Below are 11150 nucleotides of genomic sequence, written 5' to 3' on the forward strand. Positions count from 1 at the left end.
GGTAGATGCAAGTTAATGTTTAGTTTGTTTAAGCTTTCGGTGCTGTTGGTCAATTCTAACGTGGTCAGAGTCTCTTACGTAAAGTGGCGATCGCTCCTACAGCATATTGAACGATTAATTAACAAGCGATCAACAGTACCGTATAAACCACGTCAAGCTTAAAGGCGGCGCAACAAAGCTACATCACTTTACTTGGCATCGCGCTTATTAGGGTTTTGGTATTAATCTTTTCTTCATTAAATTATAATATCAATTTTTACACATCCTCCTTGAGATTAAAGACTCAGTAAAGATTAAAATTTCTTCCTGACAAATCAAGATAGGTGATTTTATGCTGGGTTCAAACTGTTTGAGAAAGATTAATGTTTGAGTCTCCTCTGTCCCAACAAAATCCTTTAAATACATCTATCAATCCAACATTTCATAATTCAGAATTAAATCTAGAACCCAACAGAGGAATTTTCTCATCTTCGCAAACTAATAGTGGATTTAGCCAACTAAAAATTGAAAACTATAATTTAACAGTCAGCAGTTCTTTTAGCGATCGTCTGTTGCCATTACCGACTTATGATAAGCTTAACTCTGCGGTTTTTTTAAAGCAGTCATTGAATAAATTTGTGCAATTGCCTAATTGTGGGCAACTGATGCAGTCGATTTTTGGAGCTAATTTTAATATTGAGAAACTAAATGGAATTATTTATCAGTGGTTGGTAGGTGACTTTAGCAATCTCCCAAAAATTGAAGTGCGTGAGGAATCTGTATTTCCCACTAATACATTAGGGGCTTTTGCTGAAGCAACAGAGAAAATTTATCTTTCACAAAGATTACTTAATAGTGGAAATACAGTCAAGATTGGCAACACAATACTAGAAGAAATTGGACATTGGCTCGATAAGCAATTGAATGTAGCAGATACTCCTGGTGATGAAGGGCAAATGTTTGCAGCAGTCGTCACAGGTCAGCATCTGAATGCAGATCAAATTGCAGAAATTCGTGCTGAAGACGATAGCACCACGATTTATGTTGATGGTCAACTTCTTAAAGTTGAACAGTCAACGTTAGTTCTACCCACTATTACTATCAGTGCCAACGATGCGAATGCAAGTGAAACCTTAACTGGACAAATTGCCAACCCCGGTCAATTTACCTTCACCCGCACAGGAAGTACTACTTCCGCACTGACCGTGAATTACGCAGTGGGAGGAACAGCCACCAACGGTGTAGACTACAGCACCTTAACCAATAGTGTTACCTTCACTGCTGGTGCATCTACAGCGATTATTAATATTAATCCGATTGATGATTCAGTATTTGAAGGCAATGAAACAGTAGTTTTAGCCTTAGCAAATAATACTAATTATGTCATTGGTGCTGCTAATAATACTACAGTCGTAATTGCTGATAATGATCAACCTAATATTACAGTTATTAATCCCAATGGTGGAAATAGTTTACAAGCAGGTAATAGTTACAACATTACTTGGAATGACAATATTTCTGAAAATGTGAAGATAGACTTGTATAAAGCTGGTAATTTATACAGCACCTTATTCAGTTCTACAACGAGTGATGGCGGTGAAACATGGACTCTACCTAGCAATTTAGCTAGCGGCTCTGATTATAAAATAAAGATTACCAGTGTGAATAATGGTAATCTTTTTGATTTTAGTGATGCTAATTTCACAATCAATTCAGTACCTTTTGATTATGCTGGCAATAGTTTAATTCAAGCCCGCAATATAGGTACTTTGAGTAGTAAACAATATTTTAGTGATTTTGTCGGTGATGCTGATACTAATGACTATTACAAATTTAGTGTTAGTAGTCCCAGTAATTTTAATTTGTCTCTCAGTGGTTTGAGTGGTAATGCAGATGTGCAACTAATTCAAGATATTAATGGCAATTCTCAAATAGATGCTAATGAAATCTTGGGAAGTTCAATCCTGACAGGCAGTTCAGCAGAATCAATCAGTGTACCTTTATTTTCAGGTAACTATTATGTTCGGATATATCCAAGCGGAAATGGCATAAATACTAACTACAATCTCAACCTTTCTGCTACTTCTTTGGGTAATTATAATTATACCGATCCTTCACCCACTAATAACACTTATTACAATACACCCGTAACTCGATCTTTCTTTAATAGTAATGAAATTGGCGTATATCAGAGTCAATATGCTACTTCTCTCATGTATGGTTCCATAGCTGATTATTATACGAACAACCAATATGCTAACCAGAACACAACTAATGGATTATTTGGTGTTTACTCTGGTTTAGGTTTGCCAACTTCCCCCATCTATAAAAAAGATGATGGCAGTTTTGTGATGGATTTTGAAGGTGGTACGCTGACTAATCGTAATGGCATTGTCACTCCATTTTATAACCAAAAAGCTAGTAGTTTTGCTTTAGTAGGGCAAGGTGCGCCTGATGGTACAGAGTTGCAGTGGAAAAATGATTACAGTTATTGGAGTAAAAATGTAGGCACTCCAACTACCGCAGTCCGTTATGTTGCTGGTGGGTGGGTACAAGAGTTTGCAGATAGCCAAGGAAATATCATCAACATTTTCTCGGTGAAAAATGGTCAGCAACTAACTCAAGGTGGACCATATCGAGTACAAGGAGCGATGTTAGATATTTATCGCTTAACGGGTGGTTACGAACGACAAAATGGTGGATTAGGATTTGCTACACAAATTACTGAACAATCTAATGTCAATGGCTATAAGCATTACCAAACCTTTGAAAATGGCTTTATTGGTGTAACTGCTGACAATAAGATCACAATTAAAAATTGGCAAGGGCAGCTTATTAATGTCGTCGGTTATGATGGCGTTGCTATTAATTCAACCTATAGAAATACCTTCAATCGGGATGGTGGTACAGCAAGCTTAGGTTCCCCAATCAACAATGTGCATTCTTGGGGAAATGGCTATATTCAAGACTTCACGGGCGGTTCTGACGGTAAGGGCGGAATTATGAAGTCGAACGCCAACGATAATTCTTACTGGGTTGGCGGTGACTTTTGGAATAAATTCGTAGAAGCGGGGGGTGCTGGCGGGATTCTGTATTACCCCACTTCTGACCGCTACAGCACTGTAAACGGTGCATTGAGACAAGACTTCCAAGGTGGGGCAATAATCAAGTCAGATAAAGGAATCTTTACTGTTTACGGCGGAATTGGTTCTCAGTACCTAAAAGTTGAAGGTGGTGAAAAAGGTCGTTTAGGTTTGCCTACCAGTGGTGAGGTTGGTATTGGTAATGGGGTTGTCGTCCAGAATTTTGAGAAGGGACGTATTGTTTGGAACAACGGATCGACTCGGACGGAGATGTATGGGCAAACACCTTCACAACCACCACAAACGGGAGGGAGTAGCTTCAGCTATGGTGGAAACACATATCAGTGGACTAGTTACACAATTAGGGATGGCGATAGTTTGAGCGCGATCGCACAACGGACTTTGGGTGATGCTAATGGCTATAACTTCATCGCTCAACGTAATGGTATTTCTAACCCTAACAAAATCAATGCAGGACAGGTAATAGAAGTTCCACTATTGCTCAATGGCTCTAATCCTCCTGTACAAACACCTTCGCAACCGCCGCAAACGGGAGGAAGTAGCTTTAACTATGGAGGAAAGGCTTATCAGTGGACTAGTTACACAATTAAGTCTGGTGATAGTTTGAGCGCGATCGCACAACGAACTTTGGGTGATGCTAATGGCTATAGCGTCATCGCTCAACGTAATGGAATTTCCAATCCTAACAATGTTTATGGCGGACAAGTGATCGATATTCCTGTGCTGTTCAACAACTCTAATTCGCCATTTGTACCACCGCAACAACCAGCACAAACGGGATCTGTATTTGATATCGCTGTAAATAACGCAATTAATCGTATTGGTGGTCTTGGAGTTGTTGGCAAACTTATCATCTCACCTACCCATGTTAGTACGAATGATGGAAGTGGATGGTTTGAGGAGTTCCAAGCTGCTAATGGTGAGCAAAGATTGTTAGCACTGCAAGACGGTAAAAGCACTGCCTATTGGGTGCATGGAGATAACCTGCGGGAGTACTTGAAATGGGGTGGTGCTTACGGTGCATTAGGTTTGCCTACTAATGAAGAAACTCAATTCACAGCTTCTCAAACTGGAACTAAAGGTATTTGGCAAGGGTTCTCTGGTTCTGGTGGTAAAGCTAGAATCTACAACCATCCTACTCTTGGTTCCGTAGCAACATGGGGAAGTATTGGCAGCTTCTATGAAGATATGGGAGCAGCAAATAGCTGGCTTGGTTTACCCACTAAAGCAGAGCAACAAGCAGCAGATGGTGTCACTATTTGGGCAGAATTTGAGAGAGGAAAAATTGTTTTCAATCAGCAAACAGGTAAGAGTGAGGCTCTGAGAACAGGACAACCGCCTTCCTGGATATCTATTAAAGGAACTGATTCACAATCAATTTCCGGAATCACCATTGATCCTGGTTCTGTTACTAAAAAGGTTGAAGGCTTGATAGGGACTTACGCTTTTATTATAGATAGATTGAACTATAAAGACCTTAGTAATGGCTCTAGAGTATTGAGTTTTGATGTATTTAACACAGGTTATGCTCAGGGAGTAATTGAGGTTAGAAATGCTCAGGGTCAATTAGTTGAAATCAGGGGAATTGAAGGTATTAGAAATCCAACTAGTGTTTTTGGGTTTGGAATTGAATCAATACAAAGACTATGGAGGCTAGCTACTGAAGGCTACGGTTTTACAGATCCAAGAAACTCATTAGGTAGTTCAGAAAAAACAGAAATCCGAAATGTTGTTATTCCACCGGGAGGCAGCTTGAAAATTACTAAAACTGGTACTTATGCTGCTGCTTACAATTTAGCAAAAATAGGGATGGATCTTCTGTTTGAATTTGGGTTGCCAAAAGTGTTTGAAGAAAATTATTCTCTCAAGATGAAACTATGGTCAGCAATTTATGCTGAAGTATTGCAAGAAAACGTTAAAAGTTTGGCAGCAGATGGCGAATTTAACTTAAATACATCTGAAGATGCTAGAAAATCCTTGGAAGCTTCCAACTGGCTTAATAAGCAAGAATTGGCTAAATTAACGGAAATAAGCATTAAGGTTCTTGCAGAGGAACTACCAACATTCAAATTCTACTCACAATACTCACTCTTAGCACCAGCCCAACAAATTGTAGACAATCTAGAAAAATTAAATTCTTGGATAACCTTAGCAGAGACATTTGCAAAAGGTAGTAATACTTTTTTACAATCTCTAGACTTGGAGCGAGCAAAAAAACTAGAACCAACAACACAGCTTATCAAGTTTATAACTAAGTAAGTGTTAGATCGCTCTTACTAGTCGTCCAAAAGTGCGATCGCCTTTGTAACTACCCAAAGTGCGATCGCTTGGTTATCACTCCAACAAATTAAATCCTTTGTTGTCTCTCAACTTTTTATCAAATGTTGCTGTTGTACTACAACCAAATTGTTGAGCGATCGCCCAAATCAAATAGTCAGAAAAATCTGCACTTCCCTGCTTAAAACGCTGCAAAGCTTGATAAACTACAGAGCGATTTTCTAACTCAAAAACTGCACATTGCAACATCATCTCTATAGTCTTACTGATTTCTTCCCTACTAAATTGATAAGGCTTACCGCGCAAAACCCAAACTAATTCACACAGAACTATATTAGCAACAAAACACTGCTCTGTTCCTTCGATAATTTCAACAGCTTTCTCCCACTGCTGCTCATCATCTTTCGTCAGGTAGCGCACTAAAATATTGGTATCAACTCCAATCACTTGATCCTTCTCTAATTGCTGTTTCCATTTCCTCTAAAGTTGCGCTTTTCATTCCTGGACGATGTAAAATTCCTGATAAGCTTTGAACAGGGATATTCAAGGGAATAAGTGTCACTATCCCATTTTCATCAATCACAAAATCAACCTTGCTACCTGTGTCTAAATTGAGGTAATCTCTAATTTCTTTAGGGATAGTTACTTGTCCTTTTGTCGTGATGGTTGCACTAGCCATTACTTAAATTCCTTACTTTTATTCCTTACTAGATTATCAAGTCGATTGTACACCAGTTTTCACGTATTTGAATCAGACTGTAAGGACACAGCATTGTTCTCTACGGCAAATGTGGTCTATTTAGCTGAAAGTGCGATGTCTAAAAGCCCGTATGCGTCTACGGTGTTTGTGATTACCCAGAGTGCGTTGGCACAGCCAGCCCGTCGCAGGTATCGCTGCATTTTTGACGAAATGTCTATCCAGGGTTTAGGAAAACAAAGAATTTATTGAGTCTTTTTCTATACCTTTTTTGGTATTTCTTAAGCTAGATGTATTTTTTGAGAGTTGCAGCAAACTAAGTAATAATGAGCATCAACCATAATAGTCATGAATAGTGAAAATAAAACGAATTCCCCCAATATTTCTACTAACTCCCAGCCATATGAAAGCAAAGAGGAACTTAACGAAAAAGCTCCTTTTGAATTTGGGCTAAGTGTTGCATTGGGCGTTATAACAATTATTCTGATTGCCGCAACTGCTTATTTAGGACTCATTAAGTTCTAACTCCAAAGAAAAGATTTTGCACGAATCAGCGAAACGGTTAACCAACAAAATTATTGTACGGGCAGCCTAAAGAGCGCCCGTACTTGTTGACACTTTTTATAATGTAACTTTACTTAACGCTTTTAGTGACTACCTCACGCACGCGATAAATTGGGCGTCCTTGGGATTCGTGGTAAGTACGCATTAGCAACTCTGCCAAAAGACCGAAGCAAAAAAGCTGTACACCAGCTACTAATAAGAGAACCGCCAAAATCAGCAAAGGGCGATCGCCTATATCCTGATGAAAAGCTAATTTGACAAAAGTCAAGTAAATGGCGATCGCACCACCGGAAAGCATGGAAATTAAACCCCACAGTCCAAAAACGTGCATCGGACGAGTGAGGAACTTTTTCATGAATAAAATAGTTAGCAAATCCATCAACACCCGGAAAGTACGCGATAATCCATACTTACTCTGACCAAAGCGGCGGGCGTGATGACGTACCGGAATTTCGGTAATTCTTGCTCCTTCAATGTACGCCAAAGCTGGTAAAAATCGGTGCAGTTCGCCATAAAGGTTCATATCTGCGACCAATTCGGCGCGATAAGCCTTCAGCGAACAACCATAATCATGAATATTCACGCTAGTAGTCCGTCTAATTAACCAGTTAGCAATTTTAGAAGGAAGTAACCGCTTCAAAGCACCATCTTGACGGTTTTTCCGCCAACCGCTGACCAAATCGTAACCTTCTTCCAACTTTGCCAGCAGCATCGGTATATCTACTGGGTCATTTTGCAAATCAGCATCTAAAGTGACAATCGCTTTCCCTAAAGCATGATTAAATCCAGCAGACATCGCTGCCGTTTGACCGTAATTGCGTCGCAGAATTACCGCTTTTAAATCGTTGCGTGTTTGCGCTTCTCTTCTGAGAAACTCCGCACTGCCATCAGAAGAACCGTCATCTACACAAATAATCTCATAACTTAACTCACTTGCAGTTAAAGTAGAAGCGATCGCCTCCAACAAATGCGGTATCGATTCAACCTCATTATATATCGGCACCACAACCGAAACATCTGGGACAATCGCCGAAATCGCCTCATTTTGCCCAGTTATCGTTTTAGAAATCAACCCACCCCTCATATTCCTTCGCGTCCTTTGCGTCTTTGCGGTTCGTAACTCTTCACAACCCTACCAGCACCTCGCAGTTGCTGATAATATGACTGACTAACCGCATCTGCCTGTTCCGTCAAACAGTCAATTGCAATACCATTTCGTCCCTTATCTTTGCCAGAACTGTGGATGTAATAACCATCCGCCAAATAAAGTCCGACATGAGTCGCTTTTTGGGGAGTGCCAAAAAATACCAAATCCCCCGCCTCTAGTTCTGCTGTACTAATTTGCTGAGTGAATTCTTCCTGCTGATAAGCGTCTCTAGGTAGCCAAATACCCACCGAAGCAAAAGCTGCCTGCATCAACCCCGAACAATCATAATTTGGCGCTACGGTACCACCCCAGAGGTAATAATTTGCTTGTTGCATCGCTTTTTGCGTAAAAACAATTACCTCTGCGAGCAGTTTTTTTATTTGAGATTGAGAAAAAGCAGTAGCTTCATAAGGTACAGTAGCAGATTGTAATAAACTCAAATCTGTCGGCGAAACCCATCCTGGATAATCATCCTCACACAAACAGACCTCAACGGCTGAATCATTATCATTTGATGTTATCCGCAAATGTCGCCCAGTTGCGGCTTGAGTTGCCAAGCGCGTACATTCAGGAGAATCATATAAATTTAGGTCAGCAAGACAGTGATACTCATCAGATTTTGGATTTTGGATTTTGGATTTTAGATTAAAGGACATTCTTCAAGAACAATGATTTTTTTTAATCAAGACGAACAACTAGAAAATCTTGGGTTAGGCATTTTAGAGGCAACTTGGGCACAATTTCCCACTTTAGCCCGTAACCAAATTGCTCTGACTTGGATTGTCTACGATCCGCCGATACTTGTAAATACTGGTGGTGCTTTAACTCCAAATGCTTTTTGGAACCATTCTGTACGTGGTTTTACTTATCGTGGCGTTGAGCGAATTTATCCTGCGAGTGTGGTAAAGCTGTTTTACATGGTAGCGGTAAACGAATGGCTGGAAAAGCAAATGCTTCAAACTTCCAAGGAATTGGAAAGAGCCATGCGAGATATGATAGTTGATTCTAGCAATGATGGTACCAGCTTAGTTATGGATATGCTGAGTGGAACCACTTCCGGACCCGAATTATCGGCAGGACCATTTGAAACTTGGAAGCATCAACGCAATATTGTTAACCGCTATATCAAGTCTTTGGGGTGGGAAGAATTAGAGACGATAAACGTTTGCCAAAAAACGTGGGGTGATGGTCCTTATGGACGGGAACGGGCATTTTATGGAGAAATGCTGGAGAATCGCAACATGTTGACAACAAACGCCACTGCCAGATTATTGCATAGTATTGTCGGTGGGGTGGCAGTGTCAAGCGGGCGATCGCAAGCAATGATGGCTTTACTCAAACGCAGTCTCAAAAAAGAAGATTTACCAACAGACGTTGAAGAAGACCAAATTACAGGCTTTTTAGGTAGTGGACTTCCCGAAAACGCGCAAATTTGGTCAAAAGCCGGTTGGACAAGTCAAGTTCGTCATGACGCAGCTTACATCGAGTTACCAGATTTGCGTCCCTATCTTTTAGTCGTATTTACAGAAGGCAAAGCACATGCCAAAAGCCGCGAAATTTTGCCCTTTATTTCCCAACAAATTGCTTTATCAATTAGCAGTTTAGCATAACGCCGCGTAGGGGAGCCACTTGCGTGCGGGGGTTCCCCCCGTTGAGCAATGTGGCGTGTGGGGTCTCCCCGCCCTTACTGGAGTTTATATAAATGAAGTTGAGTCAAATTTTTCATTACCTAGTTGAACAAAATTTTCAATTTTTTTCGCTGTTTTGATTGATACTATTCTCAATAAGCAGTTGAGAGTATTACCATGACCATTCGGCTAACCGATACAGACTTTGGTGAATTGTCTAACGATGTGCAGCACAATGACTGTGAGAGAAAAGTAGAATTATCTACTTGGTTTGGTCAAAGCAGCAGTGACTGGACTTTTCTTCGCCATAACCTTGAGCTAGCAATCCATGAAAGCGAGTATTCTGAAGCAGTGATTGTTGAAGGTGAACACGATGATTTGCCTTTTCTGACATCTAAATTTTTTCTGTCTGGTGGTATGAGAACCACTACGCCAAATGTGCCTGGTGTAAGTGACGATTACGAAGAAGTTGCAGGCTACAACTACTTATTTTACTTGCCTGATATTCAGGAGTTTGAGCATTTTACCGCGAACCAGCGCAAGCAGTGTATTAGCATTTATTGGTATCCTGATTTACTTTCTAGTTTCCAAAGCAGCTTTGAGGAGTTGCCTGTTTTGCTCCAGCAGTTGATAGAAAATCCCACAAAGCAGCGGTTTCATCAGCCGTTAGGAGCCATCACACCTGCAATGCGACTGGTGCTGAAGCAAATATTGCAGTGTCCGTTTCGAGAAACACTCAGACAAATGTATTTAGAAGCAAAGGTGTTGGAACTACTAGTACTTCAGATTGCTCAGTGGGGGGAAAATAATCTCTTATTGCAGCGATCGCTCTTTTTTCGTCCCGATGAAATTGAACGTTTACATCACGCTAAAGCCATTCTAAATCAAAAGCTTCAGAATCCACCTTCTCTACTAAATCTAGCCAGACAAATCGGACTCAATGACTTTAAGCTCAAGCGTGGATTTCGAGAAGTTTTTGGCACTACGGTGTGTGGGTATGTGCAATCCCTGCGGCTAGAGCAGGCAAAACAGTTACTCCGAGGCACTAATTTGGCGATCGCAGAAATTGCTTATCAAGTGGGGTATGAAAGCACAAGTCATTTTGGCTACCTCTTTAAGCGGCAATTTGGCGTCACTCCTAGAGATTATCGTCAGCACAAAGGCTTGTAGCAAAAGGGAAATCCCGATTCAGATAAAAAAAATCCGGTTTCAGATATATGCAAACGCCTAAATTTTCGTATTCTCCTGAATAGAGTTACATAATAATAATTCTCAAATAGCAAGCTCTATTTTCAGAAATACGGTTGGGTGTGTGGAGTTATGAAACTGTTGCGTAGGCGTAGCCCGTCATTGACATCGTTGTTCATTTCCTGTTTTCTTATTGCTGTTGTCATACAACCAACTCAAGCAAAGGAAGTTACTAAAATTCCTCGCGTGCAAGAGCTAGACCGTGCAAGAACAGTGAAAGAATGGTTGGCTCAGATAGAACAAGACAAGCAAACGCCACAAACAGAAGTTGTGCAAGTTACCTCAGTTAAGGCAAATCCCACTGATAAGGGTGTGGAGGTGATTTTACAGACATCCATTGGTGAACAGTTGCAAATCACTAATCGCAGTACTGGTAATAATTTTATTGCTGATATTCCCTTGGGCTGAACCTGGACAAAAATGGACAGCCTTGTTTACTAGATCCTCAACACCCCACGACATTTTCGGATGAAGGCTGTCAATGAGTGTCTATTGTTTGTGAAACC

8 protein-coding genes and 1 pseudogene are annotated in these 11150 nt (G+C 40.5%); 5 read left to right on the plus strand and 4 right to left on the minus strand.

All coding sequences use genetic code 11. From position 1 onward, the window contains the following. The first annotated feature begins 362 nt into the window (after positions 1 to 362). A complete protein-coding gene (locus tag PI95_RS26775; RefSeq protein ID WP_163519225.1) occupies positions 363 to 5342 on the plus strand; it encodes a LysM peptidoglycan-binding domain-containing protein in 4980 nt (1659 codons plus the stop codon). 75 nt (positions 5343 to 5417) lie between these two features. On the opposite strand, the gene PI95_RS26780 is transcribed toward PI95_RS26775, so the two are convergent. Both PI95_RS26780 and PI95_RS26785 read right to left on the minus strand, forming a co-directional pair. After that, positions 5418 to 5807 (minus strand): PIN domain-containing protein, encoded by a 390-nt coding sequence (locus PI95_RS26780; RefSeq protein ID WP_039754743.1) that lies wholly within the window; start codon positions 5805 to 5807, stop codon positions 5418 to 5420. Then, complete coding sequence (locus PI95_RS26785) at positions 5794 to 6039, minus strand: AbrB/MazE/SpoVT family DNA-binding domain-containing protein (protein WP_039754742.1); 246 nt, start codon at positions 6037 to 6039, stop codon at positions 5794 to 5796. Before PI95_RS26785 ends, PI95_RS26780 begins: the two co-directional genes overlap by 14 nt. Before the next feature lie 366 nt (positions 6040 to 6405). Here PI95_RS26785 and PI95_RS35355 point away from each other — a divergent pair, with 366 nt between their 5' ends. Beyond that, positions 6406 to 6582 (plus strand): hypothetical protein, encoded by a 177-nt coding sequence (locus tag PI95_RS35355; protein WP_201280618.1) that lies wholly within the window; start codon positions 6406 to 6408, stop codon positions 6580 to 6582. Positions 6583 to 6691: 109 nt separating this feature from the next. On the opposite strand, the gene PI95_RS26790 is transcribed toward PI95_RS35355, so the two are convergent. Both PI95_RS26790 and PI95_RS26795 read right to left on the minus strand, forming a co-directional pair. Then, on the minus strand, positions 6692 to 7705 hold the full coding sequence (locus PI95_RS26790) for a glycosyltransferase family 2 protein (RefSeq protein WP_039754741.1): 1014 nt from the start codon (positions 7703 to 7705) through the stop codon (positions 6692 to 6694). After that, positions 7702 to 8424 (minus strand): C40 family peptidase, encoded by a 723-nt coding sequence (locus tag PI95_RS26795; RefSeq protein WP_039754739.1) that lies wholly within the window; start codon positions 8422 to 8424, stop codon positions 7702 to 7704. The genes PI95_RS26790 and PI95_RS26795 overlap by 4 nt, the downstream gene beginning before the upstream one ends. A gap of 12 nt (positions 8425 to 8436) precedes the next feature. Here PI95_RS26795 and PI95_RS26800 point away from each other — a divergent pair, with 12 nt between their 5' ends. The 3 genes and pseudogenes from PI95_RS26800 to PI95_RS26810 all read left to right on the plus strand — a co-directional run. Next, positions 8437 to 9378 (plus strand): serine hydrolase, encoded by a 942-nt coding sequence (locus PI95_RS26800; RefSeq protein ID WP_039754738.1) that lies wholly within the window; start codon positions 8437 to 8439, stop codon positions 9376 to 9378. Positions 9379 to 9573: 195 nt separating this feature from the next. Next, positions 9574 to 10566, plus strand: coding sequence for a helix-turn-helix transcriptional regulator (locus PI95_RS26805; RefSeq protein WP_039754736.1), 993 nt, complete (start codon positions 9574 to 9576; stop codon positions 10564 to 10566). A 150-nt stretch (positions 10567 to 10716) separates the two neighbouring features. Continuing rightward, positions 10717 to 11043: pseudogene (locus tag PI95_RS26810) on the plus strand (TonB-dependent siderophore receptor); the annotation flags it as partial. Positions 11044 to 11150 lie beyond the last annotated feature (107 nt).

It is taken from the genome of Hassallia byssoidea VB512170, assembly GCF_000817785.2.
Classification (GTDB): domain Bacteria; phylum Cyanobacteriota; class Cyanobacteriia; order Cyanobacteriales; family Nostocaceae; genus Hassallia; species Hassallia carrinoi.

Bases quoted from the DNA above. Each gene is read 5' to 3' on its own strand.
- PI95_RS26775 (WP_163519225.1), top strand. From the start codon at position 363: ATGTTTGAGTCTCCTCTGTCCCAACAAAATCCTTTAAATACATCTATC.
- PI95_RS26785 (WP_039754742.1), bottom strand. From the start codon at position 6,039: ATGGCTAGTGCAACCATCACGACAAAAGGACAAGTAACTATCCCTAAA.
- PI95_RS35355 (WP_201280618.1), top strand. From the start codon at position 6,406: ATGAATAGTGAAAATAAAACGAATTCCCCCAATATTTCTACTAACTCC.
- PI95_RS26790 (WP_039754741.1), bottom strand. From the start codon at position 7,705: ATGAGGGGTGGGTTGATTTCTAAAACGATAACTGGGCAAAATGAGGCG.
- PI95_RS26795 (WP_039754739.1), bottom strand. From the start codon at position 8,424: ATGTCCTTTAATCTAAAATCCAAAATCCAAAATCCAAAATCTGATGAG.
- PI95_RS26800 (WP_039754738.1), top strand. From the start codon at position 8,437: ATGATTTTTTTTAATCAAGACGAACAACTAGAAAATCTTGGGTTAGGC.
- PI95_RS26805 (WP_039754736.1), top strand. From the start codon at position 9,574: ATGACCATTCGGCTAACCGATACAGACTTTGGTGAATTGTCTAACGAT.